Source organism: Thioalkalivibrio sp. ALE16 (genome assembly GCF_000381305.1).
Taxonomy (GTDB): Bacteria; Pseudomonadota; Gammaproteobacteria; order Ectothiorhodospirales; family Ectothiorhodospiraceae; genus Thioalkalivibrio.
This window is the reverse complement of sequence record NZ_KB906360.1, coordinates 1-19514: the sequence shown is the minus strand read 5'-3', so window position 1 is coordinate 19514 and position 19514 is coordinate 1. Positions and strand designations below refer to the sequence as shown.

At 69.3% G+C, this 19514-nt stretch carries 18 protein-coding genes; 12 read left to right on the top strand and 6 right to left on the bottom strand.

The window, feature by feature from the left end:
• Positions 1-28 precede the first annotated feature (28 nt).
• The 5 genes from F627_RS0107255 (at position 29) to F627_RS0107235 (ending at position 9892) form a co-directional block, all read left to right on the top strand.
• Entirely contained in the window at positions 29-2233 is a 2205-nt protein-coding gene (locus F627_RS0107255; RefSeq protein WP_019583669.1) for a primosomal protein N', read from the top strand.
• 87 nt (positions 2234-2320) lie between these two features.
• On the top strand, positions 2321-4084 hold the full coding sequence (gene argS, locus F627_RS0107250) for an arginine--tRNA ligase (RefSeq protein WP_019583668.1): 1764 nt from the start codon (positions 2321-2323) through the stop codon (positions 4082-4084).
• A gap of 3 nt (positions 4085-4087) precedes the next feature.
• Positions 4088-4678, top strand: a complete 591-nt coding sequence (locus F627_RS0107245) for an SPOR domain-containing protein (protein WP_019583667.1) — start codon at positions 4088-4090, stop codon at positions 4676-4678.
• Between the two features lie 2 nt (positions 4679-4680).
• Complete coding sequence (gene hrpA, locus F627_RS0107240; protein WP_019583666.1) at positions 4681-8610, top strand: ATP-dependent RNA helicase HrpA; 3930 nt, start codon at positions 4681-4683, stop codon at positions 8608-8610.
• Between the two features lie 25 nt (positions 8611-8635).
• Positions 8636-9892: an FAD-dependent oxidoreductase gene (locus F627_RS0107235; RefSeq protein WP_019583665.1), complete on the top strand. Its 1257-nt coding sequence runs from the start codon at positions 8636-8638 to the stop codon at positions 9890-9892.
• 45 nt (positions 9893-9937) lie between these two features.
• Here F627_RS0107235 and F627_RS0107230 read toward each other — a convergent pair whose 3' ends face one another.
• Genes F627_RS0107230 through F627_RS0107220 form a run of 3 tightly spaced genes read right to left on the bottom strand, consistent with a single transcriptional unit; the run spans position 9938 to position 12340 of the window.
• Positions 9938-11272, bottom strand: coding sequence for a HAMP domain-containing sensor histidine kinase (locus tag F627_RS0107230; protein WP_018865540.1), 1335 nt, complete (start codon positions 11270-11272; stop codon positions 9938-9940).
• 25 nt (positions 11273-11297) lie between these two features.
• Positions 11298-12014, bottom strand: coding sequence for a response regulator transcription factor (locus F627_RS0107225; protein ID WP_018865539.1), 717 nt, complete (start codon positions 12012-12014; stop codon positions 11298-11300).
• Positions 12011-12340 carry a PepSY domain-containing protein gene (locus tag F627_RS0107220; RefSeq protein ID WP_026279137.1) on the bottom strand — a complete coding sequence of 110 codons (330 nt, stop codon included), beginning with the start codon at positions 12338-12340 and terminating at the stop codon, positions 12011-12013. Before F627_RS0107220 ends, F627_RS0107225 begins: the two co-directional genes overlap by 4 nt.
• Before the next feature lie 95 nt (positions 12341-12435).
• Between F627_RS0107220 and F627_RS0107215 the strand changes: the two genes are divergently transcribed.
• On the top strand, positions 12436-12747 hold the full coding sequence (locus F627_RS0107215) for a DUF2288 family protein (RefSeq protein WP_018878102.1): 312 nt from the start codon (positions 12436-12438) through the stop codon (positions 12745-12747).
• 3 nt (positions 12748-12750) lie between these two features.
• Complete coding sequence (locus F627_RS0107210) at positions 12751-13143, top strand: DUF3775 domain-containing protein (protein ID WP_018876549.1); 393 nt, start codon at positions 12751-12753, stop codon at positions 13141-13143.
• 29 nt (positions 13144-13172) lie between these two features.
• On the opposite strand, the gene F627_RS0107205 is transcribed toward F627_RS0107210, so the two are convergent.
• Positions 13173-13481 carry a PilZ domain-containing protein gene (locus tag F627_RS0107205; protein ID WP_081618392.1) on the bottom strand — a complete coding sequence of 103 codons (309 nt, stop codon included), beginning with the start codon at positions 13479-13481 and terminating at the stop codon, positions 13173-13175.
• A 225-nt stretch (positions 13482-13706) separates the two neighbouring features.
• On the opposite strand from F627_RS0107205, the gene F627_RS0107200 reads away from it, so the two are divergent.
• Together F627_RS0107200 and F627_RS0107195 are read left to right on the top strand one after the other, a co-directional pair.
• Entirely contained in the window at positions 13707-14018 is a 312-nt protein-coding gene (locus tag F627_RS0107200; protein ID WP_018865534.1) for a c-type cytochrome, read from the top strand.
• Between the two features lie 17 nt (positions 14019-14035).
• Positions 14036-15331, top strand: coding sequence for an NAD(P)/FAD-dependent oxidoreductase (locus tag F627_RS0107195; RefSeq protein WP_019583664.1), 1296 nt, complete (start codon positions 14036-14038; stop codon positions 15329-15331).
• 311 nt (positions 15332-15642) lie between these two features.
• Here the strand turns inward: F627_RS0107195 and F627_RS0107190 are convergent, their stop codons facing one another.
• Positions 15643-15843: a YdcH family protein gene (locus tag F627_RS0107190; protein ID WP_017942660.1), complete on the bottom strand. Its 201-nt coding sequence runs from the start codon at positions 15841-15843 to the stop codon at positions 15643-15645.
• Positions 15844-15976: 133 nt separating this feature from the next.
• Here F627_RS0107190 and F627_RS0107185 point away from each other — a divergent pair, with 133 nt between their 5' ends.
• Positions 15977-16747 (top strand): S9 family peptidase, encoded by a 771-nt coding sequence (locus tag F627_RS0107185; protein ID WP_019583663.1) that lies wholly within the window; start codon positions 15977-15979, stop codon positions 16745-16747.
• A 176-nt stretch (positions 16748-16923) separates the two neighbouring features.
• Here F627_RS0107185 and F627_RS0107180 read toward each other — a convergent pair whose 3' ends face one another.
• A complete protein-coding gene (locus tag F627_RS0107180) occupies positions 16924-17664 on the bottom strand; it encodes a ferredoxin--NADP reductase (protein WP_019583662.1) in 741 nt (246 codons plus the stop codon).
• A 114-nt stretch (positions 17665-17778) separates the two neighbouring features.
• On the opposite strand from F627_RS0107180, the gene F627_RS0107175 reads away from it, so the two are divergent.
• Both F627_RS0107175 and F627_RS0107170 read left to right on the top strand, forming a co-directional pair.
• Complete coding sequence (locus F627_RS0107175; RefSeq protein WP_019583661.1) at positions 17779-18360, top strand: thioredoxin family protein; 582 nt, start codon at positions 17779-17781, stop codon at positions 18358-18360.
• 168 nt (positions 18361-18528) lie between these two features.
• The gene (locus tag F627_RS0107170) at positions 18529-19059 is read left to right on the top strand and encodes a hypothetical protein (protein WP_019558957.1); all 531 of its coding nucleotides are present in this window, start codon (positions 18529-18531) and stop codon (positions 19057-19059) included.
• The last annotated feature ends 455 nt before the right edge of the window (positions 19060-19514 follow it).

The window sequence follows — 19514 nt, the reverse complement described above, 5'->3', positions numbered from 1 at the left end:
CCGGGCCCCGACGCAGTAAACTGGGCCCATGCCCGTCGCGCCCCGAATCGCCCGCATCGCGCTGGATCGCCCCCTGGATCGGCTGTTTGACTACCGCATCCCCGAAGGCCTGTCGCTCACGCCCGGACAGCGGGTTCGCGTGCCCTTCGGCCGAGGCTCCACGGTCGGGCTGGTGGTCGATCTGGCGACCACCAGTGACGTGCCGCCCGCACGCCTGCGGGCGGTGAACGAGGCCCCGGAGAGCGAACCGCTCCTCTCGCCCCGCCTGCTGGAGCTCCTGCGATTCGGGGCCCGCTACTACCATCACCCGCTGGGCGAGGCCCTGCTGGGGGCACTTCCACCGGCCCTGCGCCACGGCGACCCGTTGCCGGCCCTCACCCCCGAAACCCTGTGGCGGATCACCCCCGAGGGCACCCGCGCCCTGGCCGACGGCCTCGCGCGCGGTCGGCGCCAGCAGGCGGTCCTCCGCGCCCTGGAGCCGGGACACGCGGCCACGGCCCTGGATCGCGCCACCCTGGCCGCCGCGACCGGCCTGCAGCTGGCCCCGCGCGAACTGCGCGACTATGAGGCGCGTGGCTGGCTGGAGACGATCACGCCCGACCCGACACAGCCGCCACCGCCGACCACCAGCGACCACGATCTGACCCCCGACCAGCGCGCGGCCGTGGAGGCCCTGACTCCCGGGACCGGCGCACCGCTGCTGCTGGAGGGCGTGACCGGAAGCGGCAAGACCGAGGTCTACCTGCAGATGGCCGAACGCGTGCTGGCAGGCGGGCGCGCCGTGCTGTTCCTCATCCCCGAGATCGCCCTGACCCCGCAACTGAGCACGCGCATCCAGCAACGGTTTCCCGGGCAGGTCGCCCTGCTCCACTCCGGCCTGGCCGAGGGCGAACGCCTGCGCGCCTGGGAGGCCGCCCGCCAGGGCCAGCGCCGCATCGTCGTCGGCACCCGCTCGGCCCTCTTCACCCCGCTGCCCGACCTCGGCCTGATCATCGTCGACGAGGAACACGACAGCGCCTTCAAACAGCAGGACGGGTTCCGCTACAACGCGCGCGACCTGGCGATCAAGCGCGGCCAGCTGGAGCAGGCCGCGGTGGTTCTGGGTTCCGCCACCCCGACCCTGGAAAGCCTGCACGCGGCCACCACGGGCCGCTACGCCCACGCCCGGCTGACCACACGCCCGGACGGGACCCGGCCACCCGCCGTCGAGACCGTGGACACGCGCGTACACCTCACGGACGAGGGCCTGACCGCCCCGCTGCTCGACGCCATGCAGCAGACCCTTGCGGCCGGCCACCAGTGTTTTCTGCTGCTCAACCGCCGCGGCTTCGCCCGCGTACTGGCCTGCGACGCCTGCGGCTGGGTGGCCGAGTGCCCGGATTGCGATGCCCGACTGACCATTCACGCGCACAACCCGCGCGCTGTCTGTCACCTCTGCGGCCACCACGAACCCCGCCCCCAGCGCTGCCCGGAATGCGGCGAGCCGCTGGCGCAGCGCGGCCTCGGCACCCAGCGGCTGGAACAGGCCCTGGCGCGGCACTTCCCGACCACCCCCCTGATCCGCCTGGACCGCGACAGCATCCGTCACAAGGGCGCGCTGGAGGCGGCACTGGACCGTATCCGCCAGCTGGATGCCGCGATCGTGGTCGGCACCCAGATGCTGGCGAAGGGCCACGACTTCCCCCAGGTCGGACTGGTCGGTGTGATCGACGTGGACCAGGGCCTGTTCAGCGTCGACCTGCGCGCAACGGAAAACACCCTCCAGCTCATCGTGCAGGCTGCCGGCCGCGCCGGGCGTGGTTCCGGCGGCGGACGCGTGCTGCTCCAGACCGGGCATCCCGACCACCCCCTGATTCGCGGCCTGGATGCCGCCGACTACCCGGCAATGGTCGCGCCCCTGCTGGAGGAACGCGCCGCCGCCGAGATGCCGCCCCACGGCCACCTGGCCCTGGTCCGGGTCGAGGCCGGCGATGCCGAGACCACCCGCCGCCATGCCGAGCGTGTCGCCACCCACCTGCGCAGCGCCGCGAGCGAGGGCCTGCGGGTACTGGGCCCGGCCCCCGCGCCGCGTCATCGCGTCAACCGCCGCTTCCGCGAACAGATCCTGCTGCAGTCCACGCGCCGCAACCCCCTGCACGAGGGCCTCGCACAGGCGCGCCACGCCTGGCAGGCCGACGACCTGCCGCGCGGCACCCGCATCGCCATCGACATCGACCCCGTCTCGCTCGCCTGACCCGTTCCCGCGGCAGGCGCCGGGGCGGCACGTGCGCCGCTTCCGGGTTAGAATGCGGCCCTTTTTACACGACGGATCGAGCCCCTCTTGAAAGACACCCTCACCGAGGCCCTCGCGGCCGCCCTGGAGACCCTGGTGGCCGATGGCCGTGTACCCGCCGATCACGGTGTCGAGGTGCAGGTCACGCGCGCCCGCGACCGCGAGCACGGCGACTTTGCCAGCAACCTCGCCATGCAGCTCGCGCGCCCGGCGAAGAGCAAACCGCGTGACCTCGCCGAGGCCCTTAGCGCCGCAATGCCCGAGGTACCCGGTCTCGCCGCCACCGAGATCGCCGGCCCCGGCTTCATCAACTTCCGCCTGGCCGCGGATGCCCGCACCCTGGTGCTCGGTCGCATCGCCACCCAGGGCGCCGACTTTGGCCGCTCCAGCGTGGGCGGCGGTCGCCCGGTGCAGGTGGAGTTCGTCTCCGCCAACCCCACCGGCCCGCTGCATGTCGGCCACGGCCGCGGCGCGGCCTTCGGCGCCACCGTCGCCGACCTGCTGGATTTCTGCGGCTTCGATGTCACCCGCGAGTACTACGTAAACGACGCCGGGCGGCAGATGAACATCCTCGCCGCCAGCGTCTGGCTGCGCTATCTCGAACAGCACGGCGTGCAGGTCCCGTTCCCGGCCAACGGCTATCAGGGTGACTACATCTACCCGGTCGCCGAGGCCCTGACCGCACAAATCGGCGAACAGGCCGTGCACGCGACCGCGGCCGTCACCCGCGACCTCCCGCCGGACGAGCCGGCCGGTGGCGACAAGGAGATCTACATCGACGCGGTGATCGCCCGCGCCCGCGAGCTGCTGGGCCCGGAGCTGTACCGCACGGTGTTCGACTGCGGCCTGAACGCCATCCTCGAAGACATCCGCGACGACCTGCGCGAGTTCGGGGTCGAGTACCAGTGCTGGTTCTCCGAGCGCAGCCTGGCCGACTCCGGCGCGATCGATGCCGCGGTGCAGGATCTCGAGGCGCACGGCGCGCTGTACGAGAAGGACGGGGCCCTGTGGTTCCGCTCCACCGACTACGGCGACGACAAGGACCGCGTGGTGCGCCGCGAGAACGGCGACTACACCTACTTCGCCTCCGACATCGCCTACCACCGCGAGAAGTTCCAGCGCGGCTTCGAGCGCGTGATCAACATCTGGGGCGCCGACCACCACGGCTACGTCCCGCGCGTGCGCGCCGCCCTGCAGGCCCTGGGCCTGGAGGCCGACCGCCTGGACGTGCTGCTGGTGCAGTTCGCGATCCTCTACCGCGGGGGCGAACGCCTGCCGATGTCCACCCGCGCCGGGCAGTTCGTCACCCTGCGCGAGCTGCGCGACGAGGTCGGATCGGATGCCGCGCGCTTCTTCTATGTGCAGCGCCGCTGCGACCAGCACCTGGACTTCGACCTGGATCTCGCCAAGTCGCAGTCCAACGACAACCCGATGTACTACATCCAGTACGCGCATGCGCGTATCGCCAGCGTGCTGCGCACCGCCGCCGAGCGCGGCCATGGCACCAGCGCGCTGGACGACGCCGGGCTGTCCGCACGCCTGACCGAGCCGCAGGAAGACGACCTGCTGGATCGCCTGGACCGCTTCCCCGAGGTGATCGCGGCGGCCGCCGAGGCCTGCGAACCGCACCAGATCGCCCAGTACCTGCGCGAGCTGGCTGCCGGCTTTCACGCCTACTACAACGCGGTGCCATTCCTGAACGCGGAGGATGCCGCCGTGATCGGCGCACGCCTGGCCCTGCTGACCGGGGCCAAGCAGGTGCTGCACAATGGCCTGCGCCTGCTGGGCGTGACCGCCCCGGAACGGATGTAGACCATGGCCCAGGCCCGCAAGACCCGTCGCAAGTCCACCCCGCGCAAGGCCGCGCGCCCGATCCCCGGCTGGGTGTGGATGCTGATCGGCCTGCTGATCGGACTGGGCATTGCCGCCGTGCTGTACCTGCAGGGGGCCGACCGCTCACCGGACCTGGGCGCGCTGTTCGGCGACCCGGGGACCGAGACCGCCGCTCCGGCCCCGACCCCGGCCCCCGTGGAGCGCGACACCGTACCGTCGGACGACGAACCGCGGTTTCGCTACTACGAGCTGCTGCCCGAGGACGAGATCCGCGTACCGGAGTCCGAGCGCGACACCCCGGCCCCGACCCTGCCGCCCGCCGCATCCCCCAGCGAGGGGGAGCCGGTGGTCCTGCAGACCGGGTCGTTCCGCCGCTTCGCCCAGGCCGACGAGATGAAGGCGCGCCTGACCCTGCTGGGCCTCGACCCGCAGGTGCACGAGGTCGAGATCCAGGGCGAGACCTGGTACCGCGTGTACCTCGGCCCGTTCAGTGACGAGGACCGCGTGCGCCAGGCGCTGGAGCGCCTGCGCACCGAGAACATCGAGGCCCTGCGTCTGCGCTACCAGGGCTGACCGTGGAACCGGCCCCCGCACCGGATCTCGACGCCCTCGCCGCCCGTATCGAGGCGCTGCCCGCCGGCCCCGAACGCAAGGATCTCACGGACCTGCTGCGCCGGGCCCGCCAGCGCCAGAAGCGCGGCCAGCCCTGCGATCGCTTGGCTCACACCCTCGCCGAGCGCCTGGACCACGCCGAAGGGGGCCACGCCGAACGCGCCCGCCTGCGCCCCCAGCCCGTCTACACCGGCGACCTGCCGATCCACGCCGAGCGCGAGCGCATTGTCGCCGCGATCCGCGAACACCCGGTACTGGTGCTGTGCGGCGAGACCGGCTCCGGCAAGACCACCCAGCTGCCCAAGCTGTGCCTGGAGGCCGGGCGCGGCGAGACCGGGCTGATCGGCCACACCCAGCCGCGCCGCATCGCCGCGCGCTCGGTCGCCAGCCGCATCGCCGAGGAACTGGGCACCACGCTGGGGGGTGAGAAGACCTCCACCGTCGGCTTCAAGGTGCGCTTTTCCGACCAGACCGGGCCGAACAACTGGGTCAAGCTGATGACCGACGGCATGCTGCTTGCCGAGCTGGCGCATGACCCGGAGCTGCGCGCCTACGACACCCTGATCGTCGACGAGGCGCACGAGCGCAGCCTGAACATCGATTTCCTGATGGGCGTGCTCAAGCGCCTGTCGAAGAAGCGCCCGGAGCTGCGCATCATCATCACCTCCGCGACGCTGGACCCGGAGCGCCTGTCCGCGTTCTTCGACGACGCCCCGATCCTGACCGTGGCGGGACGCACCTACCCGGTGGAGCTGCGCTACCGCCCGATCGAGCCGGAAGACGCGGCCGACGAGGACGAAGACGCCGGTCGCGGCGAGCGCGACCTGTTCGAAGGCATCCGCGAGGCGGTGGCCGAATGCGAGCGCGCCGGCCCCGGCGACATCCTGGTATTCCTGCCCGGCGAGCGCGAGATCCGCGACGCCCACAAGGCCCTGCGCGGCCAGGTGCGCGCCGACACCGAGGTCCTGGCACTGTACGCGCGCCTGTCCGCGCGCGAGCAGTCGCGGGTATTCCAGTCGCACGCCGGCCGGCGCATCGTGCTGGCCACCAACGTCGCCGAGACCGCGCTGACCGTCCCCGGCATCCGCTTCGTGATCGACTCGGGTCTGGCCCGCGTCTCGCGCTACTCCTGGCGCTCGCGGGTCCAACGCCTGAGCCTGGAGCCGATCTCGCAGGCCGCCTGCGACCAGCGCGCCGGGCGCTGCGGACGACTGGGCCCCGGCATCTGCATCCGGCTGTTCGCGGAGGACGACTACCACCTGCGCCCGCCCTTCACCGACCCGGAGATCCAGCGCTCCAACCTCGCCTCGGTGATCCTGCAGATGGCCGCGCTGAAGCTCGGTCAGCCGCGCCAGTTCCCGTTCGTGGATCCACCCGATCCACGCCTGGTCAAGGACGGCTACCGCCTGCTGGAGGAGCTGGGTGCGGTGGACGCGCGCGGGCGCATCACCCCGCGCGGCCGCCAGCTGGCACGCATGCCCATCGACCCGCGCCACGGTGCAATGCTGCTGGCCGGGGCCGACCACGGCTGCGTGACCGAGGCCGCGACTATCGCCGCGTTCCTGTCGCTGCAGGACCCGCGCGAACGCCCGGCCGAGGCCACCCAGGCGGCGGACCAGGCCCATCGGGAGTTTCAGGTCGAGGGCTCCGACTTCATGGGCATGCTGCGGCTGTGGGAGGCCTGGCACACCGCGCGCGAGGACCTTGGCTCGAATGCGCTCAAACGCTGGTGCCGCGAGCACTTCCTGAATTTCCTGCGCATGCGCGAGTGGCAGGAACTGCGCGTGCAGCTGCTGCGCCAAGCCCGCGAGATGGGCCTGAAGCCGAACCACCAACCGGCCGACGCCGAGCCCGTGCACCGCGCACTGCTGACCGGGCTGGTCAGCCAGATCGGGCAGAAGACCGAGCGCGGCGACTACCTCGGCGCGCGCAACCGCCGCTTCCAGATCCATCCCGGCTCGGTCCTGGCAAAGAAGAAACCCGCCTGGGTGATGAGCGCGGAGATCGCCGAGACCACCCGCGTCTACGCCCGCGACAATGCCCGTATCGAGCCCGACTGGATCCTGGCCGCGGCGGCGCATCTGCTCAAGCACCATATCTTCGAGCCGCACTTCCAGCGTCGCAGCGGACGCGTCGGGGCCTTCGACCGCATCACCCTGTACGGCCTGGTCGTCGCCCCGAAAAAGCCGGTGGACTTCGCAAGACACGACCCGGCCGAGGCGCGGCGTATCCTGATCCGCGAGGGCCTGGTCGGCGGCGAGCTGCGCACCCGCTCGAAGGGGGTACTGGCCAACCGCGAGGCCGTGGCCGAGATCGCCGAGCAGGAGGCGCGCGGGCGCCGGCGCGACCTGCTGGTGGAGGAGGATCGCCTGTTCGACTTCTATGACGCCCGCCTGCCGGAAGACATCACCGACGGCACAAGCTTCGAGACCTGGGCGCGCAAGGCCGAGAAGCAGGACCCCGACGCCCTGCGGATCGACCGCGCGGAGCTTCTGAACGAGCCGGACGCCACGCTCCCGCAGGGGGCCTACCCGGATCATCTGGAGCTCGAGGGCCTGCGCCTGCCGCTGGCCTATCGGTTCGAGCCCGGTCAGCCAGACGACGGCGTGACCGTGACCATCCCGATCGCCGCGCTGAACGCGGTGCCCGACTGGCTGGGCGACTGGCTGGTGCCGGGGCTGCTGGAGGAGCGCGTGACCGCCCTGCTGCGCAGCCTGCCCAAGGGCCTGCGCCGCCAGTTCGTGCCCGCGCCGGACTTCGCGCAGGCTGCGCTGGCGCGCATCGAACACCGCCAGGGCCCGCTGATCCCGGCGCTGGCCGAGGCCCTGCGCGCGATGACCGGCACCGAGATCCCGCTGGATGCCTGGCGCCCGGAGAACCTGGAGCCACACCTGGTGATGCGCTTCCGCATCCTCGACCCGGAAGGCAATGAGCAGGCCAGCGGCCGTGACCTGGCCGCGCTGAAGCGCCGGCTGGGCGACAGCGCCGAGGCCCACTTCGACGCCAGCCGCCCGGACGAGATCACCCGCGAGGGCATCACCGAGTGGGACTTCGGCGCGCTGCCGGAGAGCGTCGAGTTCGACCACCAGGGGGCGCAACTGCGCGCCTTCCCGATCCTGGTCGATCGTGGCGACGCGGTCTCGCTGGAGCTGGAACCGGACCCGGCCCAAGCCACGCGCACCCACCGCGCGGGGCTGCGCCGGCTTTTCCTGCTGGGCGCGCGCAAGACCGCCCGCGACCTGCGCCGCCAGCTCCCGGAGATCGAACGCGCCTGCCTGAACTACTCGACGCTCGGCAGCTGCGAGGCCCTGCGCGACCAGATCCTGGAGGCCGCGGCCGACCGCGTGTTCCTGGCCGAGCCGTGGCCGCGCGATGCCGAGGCCTTTGGAGAGCGCCTGGAGGCCAGCCTGCCCGAGTTCTCGCCCACGGTGATGGAGCTCTCGCGCCTGGCCGCCGAGATCCTGCGCCACTGGCACGACCTGCGCACGCGGCTGCAGGGGGATCTGCCGCTGTCCTGGATCGAGGCCGCGCGCGACATCCGCGGGCAGCTCGAGGCCCTGGTCCCGGCCGATTTCCTGCTGCGCACCCCGCACGCCGTGCTGCCCGAGCTGCCGCGCTACCTGCAGGCGATCGACAAGCGCCTGGAACGCCTGACCCAGGCCCCGGACAAGGACCGCGCGCGACGCGTCGCGGTCGAGCCGCTGTGGCAACAGGCACAGGAGCTGATCGCGCGAGCGCCGGACCACCCCGACGTGCTCGCGTTTCGCTACCGCATCGAGGAGTTTCGCGTCTCGCAGTTCGCCCAGGAACTGGGCACCCGCGAGAAGGTGTCGCCGAAGCGGCTGGAACGCGAATACACGGACGTGATCCAACGACTGGCAAGCGGTACATGAGCGTTCTTGATAAGGGAAGCAGCGGATGCGCGTAGTCGTGATCGGGGCCGGAGTCATCGGCGTGACCACCGCCTGGTACCTGCAGGAGGCCGGGGCCGAGGTCGTGCTGGTGGATGCCGGCCCCGCCCCCGCCTCCGGCTCCAGCCAGGCCAACGGCGGCATGCTGCATGCCAGCCACGCCGAACCCTGGAATACCCCCGGCGTCGGACTGGACCTGCTGCGCTTTCTCGGCCGCACGGAGTCGCCGCTGCTGCTGCGCCCGCGTGCCCTGCCGGGGCTGGCCGGCTGGGGCCTGCGCTTTCTGTGGCACAGCCGCCGCTCACTGTTCGAGCAGCACACCCGTCTGAATGCCCGCCTGGCCGCGTTCTCGCTCCGTGAGATCGACCGCCTGCAGCGGGAACTGGCGAGCGAGGGGCTGGACTTCGACTTTCGCCGCTGCGGCATCCTGAAGCTGTTTCAGGACCCGGCCAGCCAGGCCCACAATCGCGCCGCCAGCGAGGCGATGATTGATGAGGACGTGCGCTTCGAGGACTGGGACGTGGAGCGGATCATCGCGGAAGAGCCGGCGCTGGCCCCGGTGCGCGACCGCCTGTGCGGCGGGCTGTTCTTCCCCGGGGATGCGATCGGCGACGCGGCACGGTTCACCGAGCAGCTGCTCGCGATCGGCCAGCGCCGGGGCATCCGCTACTACCCGAACGTCACCGTACGGCGCCTGCGCACCCACCTAGGCCGCATCGACGCGGTGGAGACCTCCGAAGGGCCGATCGCGGCGGATGCCTGCGTGGTCGCCAATGGCTACCACGCCCCGGACCTGCTGCGCCCGCTGGGGCTGCATCTGCCCGTCGCCCCGGTAAAGGGCTATTCGCTGACCCTGCCGATGGACGCCGACTGCCGGCTGAACCTGCCGCTGATCGATGACGCCAACAAGGTGGTGATGACCCCGCTGGGGGCGCGCCTGCGCCTGGCCGGTACCGCCGAATTTGCCGGCCGCGACCGCCACCTGAACATCGAGCGCGCGGCCAATGTTCTCGATCAGTGCCGGCGCACCCTGACCGGCCTCCCCGCAACCTTCGACCCGCAGACGATGGCCCCCTGGACCGGCCTGCGCCCGATGAGTGCCCGTGGCACACCGATCCTCGGCCCCACCGCCATCACGGGCCTGCACCTGAACACCGGATCCGGACACCTGGGCTGGACCTTTGCCTGCGGGGCGGCGGCACTGGTGCGGGCCGGAGTGCTGGGCGAAACACCGAGCCTGCCGATGGAAGGCCTGGGGCTCTGATCCGCGCGAACCGGCTGTTGCGGGATAGCACCCCGGTAAGTCGATTCAGCCCCCCGGGAACACCATGCGGATGCGGGCCCCGTGCAGATCCGGGGCCTGTTCGATGAACAGCGTCCCGCGGTGGTCGGTGACCAGGGTATGGATGATGCTGAGCCCGAGCCCCTGACCGGTATCCCGGTCGGCATCCTGCCCGCCGCGTGTGTCCGCGCGCTGGCCGCGCTCCAGCACCCGGGCCCGGTCGGCCGGCGGGATACCCGGACCGTCATCGTCGATGATCAGCATCACCTCGCCGGGCTGGCAACGCGTCGTGACCCGCACCCGGCTGGTGGCATGGCGAATGGCGTTGTCCAGGGTATTGCCCAACAACTCGAAGATGGCGCCACCGTCCATGCGCAGGGCACAGCCCGGGGCCAGGTCGGTCTCCAGCGTCACCCCCTCCTGCGCGGCGAGCCGCCCCAGCGCCTGGCCGGTTCGCTCGATGATCGGCGCCAGCGGCTCGGCAGCCTGGAACGGGGCCGGCCCCAGCCGCTGCGCCTGATTCAGCTGGTGCTGGACGATCCCCTGCAACCGGTCGACCTGGTGCTGCATGTCGTCCGGGTCCGGTCGCGCGCTCTCGAGGTTCAGGCGCAATGCGGAGATCGGGGTCTTCAGGCTGTGGGCCAGGTCCGCCAGGGCATTCTGCTGGCGCGCCAGGCGGGCCCGCTCGAACTCGACCAGGTCGTTGATACTGCCGGTCAGGGCACGGACCTCGGTGGGATAGTACCCGCCCAGACGAGCATGATCGCCGTGGCGCAGGGCGTCCAGGTCGCGGCGCACCTGGCGCAACGGGCGCAGCCCCCAGAACCACAGCGCCAGCGACAGCACCAGGATCATGGACAGGGTCATCGCGCCCAGCCCCTGCCACAGGCTTACGCGGTACTGTTCCACCTGTTCATTGAAGGCCTCGCGGTCCTCCAGCATCTGGAAGGTCAGTCCCACCTGGTCGCCCTCCAGCTCCCACTGCACGGGCAGGCTGAAGCTGAAGTACTCGTCCTCCGACCAGCCACGCAGCGAGACGCCCACCGTCGAGGGCGACCGCCAGAGGGTCTGGCCCTCCTCGCCGAGGATGCGCGCATAAAGACCACTGACCGGCAGTTGCAGCCGGCTTTCGGGGAGCATCTCGGGGACCCGTACATCCGCGGGCCCGATCACCTCGGCCAGCCCCATCAGCAGCAGCACCTGCGCCTCCAGCCGGGTCTCCACCGCGTCCGCCGCATTGTCGCGAAAGGCCGCCTCCAGCACCCAGGCCGTCAGCAGCGAGAAGATCAGCACGGTGACGGCCGTGACCCCCGCCAGGCGCAGGACCAGGCTGCCGCGCAGCTTGCGCAGGGCCGCCTTCATGCGGACCGGGCGGCCTCGGGGTGGATCATCGGGCGCTGTCCGACTCGTTTTCCGGGGCGGGGTCGGGTTCGCGGGCAAAGCGGTAGCCGCGCCCGCGCAGGGTCTCGATCAGCCCCAGGCTGCCATCGGCATCCAGCTTGCGACGCAGGCGACCGATGAGGACCTCGATCACGTTGCTCTCGCGGTCCTCGTCGTGGTCGTACAGGTAGTCCGCCAGCGCGTCCTTGCTCAGCACCCGGCCGGGCTGGCGCACCAGGGTCATCAGCAGGCGGTACTCGAATGTGGTCAGGGTCACCGATTCGCCATTCAACCAGACCTCGTCGCCGGCGGTATCGATCACCAGCGGGCCGAAGTGCAGCCGCTCCTGGCCAGACTGCAGGCTGCGGCGCGCCAGGGCGCGCAGGCGCGCCAGCAGTTCCTGGATATGGAAGGGCTTGGCCAGGTAGTCATCGGCGCCGGCCTCCAGACCCTCGACCTTGTCCTGCCAGCGGTCGCGCGCGGTCAGGATCAGTATCGGCAGGCGCGGCTTCGACTCGCGCGCCTTGCGGATCACGTCGAGGCCATCCATGCCGGGCAGGCCAAGGTCGACCACGGCGATATCGCAGTGGTACTCGGTCAGCAGGTACAATCCGGTCTCGCCATCCGAGGCGGTATCCACGCGGCAGCCGCTGCGGTCCAGTTCCTCGCCGATCTGGTTGCGCAGGGCAACGTCATCCTCGATCAGTACCACGCGCAGATTCATTCCGGGAGCTCCACTTCCGTACCTTCCTCGATGCGCAGGGTACGCACTTGCTGGTCGTTGGTCAGGATCCGGATCACGAACAGGCGCGCCCCGTAGCGGCTGACATCCTCGCGGGCATGCAGGACCCGCCCCGGGTAATGTGCCTCGATCTGGGCAACAGCCTCGTCCAGGTCCCAGACCGCGGCCTCGGGGTCGTCGGTATTGAACTGCGCCTGTGCCGGAAGCGCGACCAGGAACAGCATGGCCAGCGCCCGCACCGGGCCCGAGCGACGCCGCATCGGGTGCCGCTCGCGGTGTCCGGGCTGGAGATCCGGCGTGGGTCGCATGGTGGCGCATCCTCCGGGGATTTGCGTGGAAAGGTCTTGAAGATGCAAGGGTATCGGCCTAGCCTGAACCCTATCTGAAACCGACCGGAACCGTCATGCAAGACGCCCCTGCCGAACAACCCGAGATCCCCCTGGAAGAAGAGGCCGGTCCGCTGCCGTGGAAGGAGCTCATGCCGCATTTCGCCCGCGGCGTGGTGATCCGCGTGGCACCGGAACTGGACCTGATCGAGGTGGCCCGCGCCTTCCGCGATGACGCCACGCATCAGGTCAGCGAATGGCTGGCCAATGACCAGGTCGCCCGCGCCTCGGATGACGATGCCCGGCGCTGGGCCGCGAACGATCCGATCTTCACCGCCATCGTGGCTGCGCCCTGGGTCCTCGCCCAGGAGCGGACCCCGTCCCACTAGACGATGGCCGTCTCCCTTGGCATCCCCGGCGAGACCCTGGAACGGCTGATCCAGGCCGCCCGCGAGTTCCACGCCAAGGAGGACGTGGTCTTCCCGGATACCGGCGCCGAGGGCAGTGACGACGACTGGGCCCTGCAGGTGCTGGCCGACCACGCCAGCGACCTGACCCTGCAGGAGCTGGAGGGCACGCTGCGCGACCTGGGCCCGGAACAACAGGCGGAACTGCAGGCGCTCAGCGGCGTCGGGCGCGGGGATTACGCGGTCACGGACTGGGATACCGCACTGCAGGAGGCCCGCGACGACTGGAGCGCGGACACCGTGCACTGGCTGCTGACGAACCCGATGATCGCCGACGAGTGGGCCGCGGGCCTGGAACAGATCGAGCGCGAGGACTAGCGCGTCCGCCTCGGGTATCGGGGCAACCCCTATTCGAGCTCCTCGGGATCGAAGCGCACGGCGATGCCGCCGTCCATCACCCGCACCACCTGGGCCTTCACCCGCGGCGCCTCGCCGCCATCCCCGAGCATGCCGAAGACCTGGAGCATCAACTCGTCATCCGATGCGAGCTTCATCAGGTGCCCCACACAGGCGTTTTCCGGATCGTCCCACTGCAGGAAGGCTCCGCCGCCGGAGATGTCGTTGGTGGTCAGGGTCACCGTGTCCCCGCTTTCGCACTCGGCCACGACCTCGACCGTCATCGGGATCCGTGGATGACGACGCCGTTCCCCTGTCATGGCACTCCTCCTGGTGGCAGATGCCTCTGCGATGTATCGAAAAGGCGCTTTTTGTGTGCTATACGGTCTCCATGATCGTTGGTTTTCGCGATCAGGCGCAACTACCGGGCTCGAACCCGGTGGCGCAAATCACAACCCGGATCACCACACCGGGCCCGAGGATGAAGGCAGTACTCCACAGCTGTCGCTCGCAAAAAGCCACTTCTAACGGAGGAGTCCGTTCCAATGAAGAAATCGCATTTGTACCTGGTGGGGCTTGCCGCCTCGCTAGCGATGGCGGGCACTGCTACCCAGGCCCTTGCCGACGACGAAATCACCCGGGGCCAGCTGATGGCCGCCTCCTGCAAGGCCTGCCACAACGCGGCCGGCGCTCAGGAGGGTGTACCGGATCTGGGCCGGATTCCCGCTGATGTCATCGAGAGCCAGATGAGGGCATTCCGCGACGGTGACCGTGACGCGACGATCATGGATCGTCACGCCAAGGGCTACACCGACGAGGAAATCGAAGCGATGGCCGGCTACTTCAGCCGCTTCTGATCAGGGGGAATCACATCATGCATGACTTTACTCGACGCAGTTTTCTGAAGGTCGCCGGCATCAGCAGTGCCGCGGCCTTCGCTGGCATTGGCTGTGCAGCCAACGGCATGCGCGGGGCCGACAAGGCTCACGTCGTGGTCGTGGGCGGCGGCTCCGGCGGCGCGACCGCCGCGAAATACATCAAGCAGTTCTCGCCCGACATGCGCGTGACGCTGATCGAGCCGAACGCCACCTACCACACCTGCTATGGCAGCAACTGGGTGATCGGCGGCTTCGCGGACATGGACTTCATCGCCCACGGCTACGACACCCTGCGGGATGACTACGGCATCGAGATCGTCCAGGACCGGGTGACCGCGGTGGACGCCTCCGCGCGCAGCGTGCGCCTGGCCGGCGGCGACAGCATGAGCTACGACAAGCTGGTGATGTCCCCGGGGATCGATTTCCGCTACGACGACATGCCCGGCATCTCCGAGGCCGACGCCGACCGTGTCCCGCACGCCTGGAAGGCCGGTTCGCAGACCGAGCTGCTGCGTTCCCAGCTGCAAAACATGCCGAACGGCGGCGTGTTCGTCATGGTCGCCCCGCCGAACCCGTTCCGCTGCCCGCCGGGGCCGTACGAGCGGGTGTCACTGGTCGCGAACTACTTCAAGCAGGAGAAGCCGCGCTCCAAGATCATCATCCTGGATCCGAAGGATGGCTTCTCCAAGCAGGGCCTGTTCGAGGAAGGCTGGGCCGAGCACTACGGCGACATGATTGAATGGCGCGCCGGCTCGGAGGGCGGTCGCGCCGAGGAAATCGATGTCGACAACATGACCGTGCTGGCCGACAGCGGCTTCGAACGCGTCCGTGCCGACGTGCTGAACTTCATCCCCGCCCAGCGCGCCGGCCAGATCGCCCACGACGTGGGCCTGACCAATGACGAGGGCTGGGTCCCGGTGGATCAGCTCACCTTCAAGTCGGAGATGGACGACAACATCTACGTCCTGGGGGATGCCAGCGTGGCGGGCGCCATGCCCAAATCCGGCCACTCGGCCAACAACCAGGGCAAGATCGTCGCGGCCGCGGTCGTGCGCGAACTGTCCGGCCAGGAGCCAATCAACCCCTCCTCCGCCAACACCTGCTACAGCCTGGTCACCCCGGACTACGCGATCAGCGTGGCCGCGGTCTACCAGTACCAGGACGGCGCGATGGCCGGGGTCTCCGGCGCCGGAGGCGTCAGCCCGTCGGGCGCCAGCTCCAGCTTCCGAAGCCGCGAGGCGCAGTACACCCGGGCCTGGTACGCCGGGATCACCCGCGACATCTGGGGCTGACCCCCACCGTTCCGTCACGGAACGCACTCGAACGGCGCCTCCGGGCGCCGTTTTTTTTGCTCACCACGAAGCACACGAAGGCACGAAGAAGGTCAAGGTCAAGGGCGATTCACAGGAAGGCTGGAAGAGCGGGAAGAAAAACAGATTACTTTATGTGTCGTGAGCCCCTGATCTGACCGACGGGTAAACGCTTAACAGAACGATCTGGGCCCAAGGCCTATAGCCTTGCCTTTCTTCCTGTCTTCTAATCTTCCTGTCACGCGCTTTGCTCTCATGCGCGCCCCCGTCCGCTTCGTGGTGAATATCCCGGGTCAGGCGTTGAGGTCGGGGATCAGCCGGCTGCGCAGGCGCTGGATCGCGTCCTTCAGTTGCAGCTTGCGCTTCTTCAGGCGCTGGATGGCGAAGATGTCGGGTGCGGCCTGCTCGTGCATCACGCCGATAGCGGAATCCAGAGCCCGGTGCTCGGCCTCCAGCTCGGCCAGGCGTGCGCGAATCTGACTCTCGGTTTCCAAGCCGGCCCCCAGTGGTCCCGTGAAGTGGTGGCCGCGTGGCAGGAGAATCCCGCGTGGCCATTCGGATCATCAAACCCGTATGATCGCAGACCGTCCCCGGCGGGACCATAGCCGCCCTTCAGGAGCCTGCTCGATGGCGATCCACAACACCCCGCTCACCATCCAGACCCCGCGCGGCCCCCGTCTGGGCGGCGTACTGGTCGCACCCGAGGCCGATGCCATTCGCGGTCAGGCCTGCATCGCGCACTGCTTCGCCTGTTCCAAGGACTTCCCGGCGACGGTACGGCTGGCGCGCGCCCTTGCCGAGGAAGGCATCGCCACCCTGCGTTTCGACTTCATGGGCCTGGGTGACTCGGAGGGCGAGTTCCGCGACAGCACGCAGGAGACCTACTGCGAGGACCTCCACTCGGCGCTCGAGGCGCTGGAGACCTTCACCGGGCGGCACACCAACCTGCTGGTCGGTCACAGCTTCGGCGGGGCCATGGCGATCCATGTCAGCGCGCAGCGCGAGACGCTGGACGGCGTCGTCACCATTGCCGCCCCCAGCCGGCCCGGCCACGTCGCCCACCTGTTCGGGGACACGGCCGACGAGATCCGGCGTGAGGGCTCCGCCCGGATCAACATCGGCGGACGCCCCGTGGAGATCGGCCGCGCCTTCATCGAGTCGATCGAGGAGCCGACCCTGGACCACGCACTCGACACCCTGCAGCGGCCGCTGTTGCTGCTGCACGCACCGGGCGACACCGTGGTCAGCGTCGATCACGCCCGCAAGATCTTCCAGCAGGCGCAGCACCCCAAGAGCTTCGTCGCCCTGCACCAGGCCGACCACCTGCTCTCGCGACCGGAACACACCCGCTACGTGGCGGGCCTGATCCGCGCCTGGTCGGCGAACCTGCTGGACTAGCCCCAGCGCAAGCCACAGCCCGTAGGAGGCCAGCCCCCTGGCCGATCAGGCGCCGGCAAAACCCCATCGGCCAGAGGGCTGGCCTCCTACAACATGGCCCCGGGAGCCTGTCGAGTTTGGGCGATCTTCGCGAGCGCAGGGCGAGAGGGCCGGCCCGAATCCAAAAAGCCCCGGGCCTACCAATAGTTCTCGGTGGTGATATGCCCCGGCTTGCGCCGGCGATTCTTCGCCAGGCCGCGCTCCTTCAGGATCGCGGTCGTGTCCTGCACCATGGCCGGGTTGCCGCACAGCATCACCTGCGAATGCTCCGGGGTAATCTTCAGGCCCGCGTGGTGTTCCAGCCGGCCCTCGGCGATCGCGGCCGGCACCCGCCCTTCGAGCCCCCCGGGAAACGGCTCGCGACTGACGAACGGGATGTACTGAAACCGCTTCGCGTCGCGCTCCTGAAACTCCCGAATGGTGTCCTGGTAGGTAAGTTCCTCCGCCTTGCGCACCGCGTGGACCAGACGGATATTCTCGAAGCGCTCCCACGGGGTGTCTGTCTTCAGGATGGACAGGAAGGGTCCCAGCGCGGTACCGGTGGACAACAGCCAAAGGTCGCGACTGTCGGGGAGCTCGTCCAGGGTAAAGAAGCCGGTCGCGCGCGGCATCAACTCCACCTGATCACCCGGCTCCAGCTGCACCAGGCGGTTGGACAATGGGCCGTCCGGCACGGTGATCAGATAAAAATCCAGCGGGGTCTCGCCCGGGGCGTTCACGTACGAATACGGCCGTCCCACCATCTCCCCGTCGATCTCCAGGCGCAGGCGATTGAACTGCCCCGCCTTGAACGGCTCGACGTCGGCATCCACGCGCAGCGAGAACAGGCGGTCCGTCCACTGCTTGCGCTCCCGTACGACACCGGTCACCCAGCCCATATTCCCTACTCCATTACTCAGGTATTGTTCAAAGATTGCGGTCGCGGCGGGAAGGTTTCAAGCATCCCCGGCCAACGCCGTATAATTGTCGCAAATCCGACCACTGGAGCAGTCATGGCCCGCACCCCCTCGCAGATGATCGAACTCGGTACCGAGGCACCCAACTTCTCCCTGCCGGACGTCGTCTCCGGCGAAAACGTCAGCCTGGACAGCTTCCCCGACGCGAAAGGCTACATGATCGCCTTCATCTGCAATCACTGCCCGTTCGTGCAGCTGATCCGCCACGAATTCGCGCGCTACGGTCGCGAATACTCGAACAAGGGCATCGCGGTAATCGCGATCAACTCGAACGACATCCAGGCGGTGCCGGACGATGCCCCGGACAAGATGAAGGACGACGCCCGTCGCTTCGGCTACAACTTTCCCTACTGCCTCGACGAGGACCAGTCCGTCGCCAAGGCCTACCACGCGGCCTGCACCCCGGACCTGTACCTGTTCGATGCCGAGCGCAAGCTCTTCTACCGCGGCCAGTTCGACGAGACCCGCCCCGGTTCCGACACCCCGGTCACCGGCCGCGACCTGCGCGCCGCCAGCGATGCCCTGCTCGCCGGCCAGCCGGCACCGGAGCCGCAGTACCCCAGCCTCGGTTGCAATATCAAGTGGCGCCCCGGTAACGAACCGGACTACTTCGGCTGAACAGGACGCCCGCTTGAAACGAGGACGACCCAGGGGGCTGGACCGGTGGGCCCGCCCCTGTGGGAGCGAGCCTGCCCGCGAATGGCCCCGCCCCTCATCAGCCAGCAACCCAGGCGTTCGCTACCGCCCGCCGCATGCCGCCCCGAACCCCCGGATGAGGGTCGCCAGATGCCTCCCAGCAACGTAATCGACGGCCCCCGCATCGCCACCTGGCGATGCCCGTCCTGTCAGGAGGCGGTACCGCGCCTGCTGCCGAATGGCGAATCGAACCGCATCCCGATTCCACCGGAGCGCATGGCCCTGCCCGACACCACCGTGCAACAGGCCTGCGCCCGGGTGCAGGGGCTGCGTGCGCCCGAGATCTGCTACGCCTGTGATCAGGCCTACCAGGAACTGCTGGGGACGCTGGTGCGCCCCCCCGCCGAGCTCGGCGACGCCCGCGGCGAGCCCGGACTGAACGACACCGGCATCATCGGCGCCCTGTTGCCCATCGCCGACCAGGGCACGCAGATCCTGATCTTCAACGTGATCAACGAGGAGCTGCGCTGCACCGAGATCGAACGCCTGATCAGCTTCAACCCCGACCGCCTCACCTACCCCGGTACACGCGGCGCCATCGCGCCGCGCATCTGGACCCTCTACGAAGACCACCTGGCCCAGCTGCACGCCCGCGCACCGACGCCCTACACCCCCGACTAGGAGGCCACAGGGAAAACTGACCCGTCATCGCGTGACGTGCAGCAGCGAGCCGCGTGGACAGCCCCGACGCCGAGCCAGGCAACCCTCAGCGGTTGCGTCCGCAGATGGCCACGGCCCCTGACGGAGCCTCGCCATGACGCGAACTGCGAGAAGCATCGTCATCGCGTACATGGACGCCCCCGGTTTGCCAAGCGTTTGAGTGATGGTTTCGGGGCGACGATTGCTCCCGTACATTCGGACTGCGTGTGCGGCTTTCATTCGCCACGGTCCCGGATGGATTCCGCGGGTGGAGGGTCCCAGCGAGGTCACGCACTCGAGGTGCTTCGCAATGATCGGACTGGCCCCCACCGGGATCGCTCCCGTTGCCATCATGCTCAATCGCTTGCGCAATCGAGGGTTGGGTACGTAATAACGCGTTCGCTTCTCCGTTTTTGTAGGCTTACGCGGCGACGCCG

Excerpts from the sequence above, each read along its gene's own strand:
- F627_RS0107210 (WP_018876549.1), top strand. The coding sequence starts at position 12,751 with ATGGCCGTCTCCCTTGGCATCCCCGGCGAGACCCTGGAACGGCTGATC.
- F627_RS0107175 (WP_019583661.1), top strand. The coding sequence starts at position 17,779 with ATGGCCCGCACCCCCTCGCAGATGATCGAACTCGGTACCGAGGCACCC.
- F627_RS0107225 (WP_018865539.1), bottom strand. The coding sequence starts at position 12,014 with ATGAATCTGCGCGTGGTACTGATCGAGGATGACGTTGCCCTGCGCAAC.
- F627_RS0107170 (WP_019558957.1), top strand. The coding sequence starts at position 18,529 with ATGCCTCCCAGCAACGTAATCGACGGCCCCCGCATCGCCACCTGGCGA.
- F627_RS0107230 (WP_018865540.1), bottom strand. The coding sequence starts at position 11,272 with ATGAAGGCGGCCCTGCGCAAGCTGCGCGGCAGCCTGGTCCTGCGCCTG.
- F627_RS0107185 (WP_019583663.1), top strand. The coding sequence starts at position 15,977 with ATGGCGATCCACAACACCCCGCTCACCATCCAGACCCCGCGCGGCCCC.
- F627_RS0107255 (WP_019583669.1), top strand. The coding sequence starts at position 29 with ATGCCCGTCGCGCCCCGAATCGCCCGCATCGCGCTGGATCGCCCCCTG.
- F627_RS0107220 (WP_026279137.1), bottom strand. The coding sequence starts at position 12,340 with ATGCGACCCACGCCGGATCTCCAGCCCGGACACCGCGAGCGGCACCCG.
- F627_RS0107215 (WP_018878102.1), top strand. The coding sequence starts at position 12,436 with ATGCAAGACGCCCCTGCCGAACAACCCGAGATCCCCCTGGAAGAAGAG.
- F627_RS0107245 (WP_019583667.1), top strand. The coding sequence starts at position 4,088 with ATGGCCCAGGCCCGCAAGACCCGTCGCAAGTCCACCCCGCGCAAGGCC.
- F627_RS0107180 (WP_019583662.1), bottom strand. The coding sequence starts at position 17,664 with ATGGGCTGGGTGACCGGTGTCGTACGGGAGCGCAAGCAGTGGACGGAC.
- F627_RS0107235 (WP_019583665.1), top strand. The coding sequence starts at position 8,636 with ATGCGCGTAGTCGTGATCGGGGCCGGAGTCATCGGCGTGACCACCGCC.
- F627_RS0107205 (WP_081618392.1), bottom strand. The coding sequence starts at position 13,481 with ATGACAGGGGAACGGCGTCGTCATCCACGGATCCCGATGACGGTCGAG.
- F627_RS0107200 (WP_018865534.1), top strand. The coding sequence starts at position 13,707 with ATGAAGAAATCGCATTTGTACCTGGTGGGGCTTGCCGCCTCGCTAGCG.
- F627_RS0107195 (WP_019583664.1), top strand. The coding sequence starts at position 14,036 with ATGCATGACTTTACTCGACGCAGTTTTCTGAAGGTCGCCGGCATCAGC.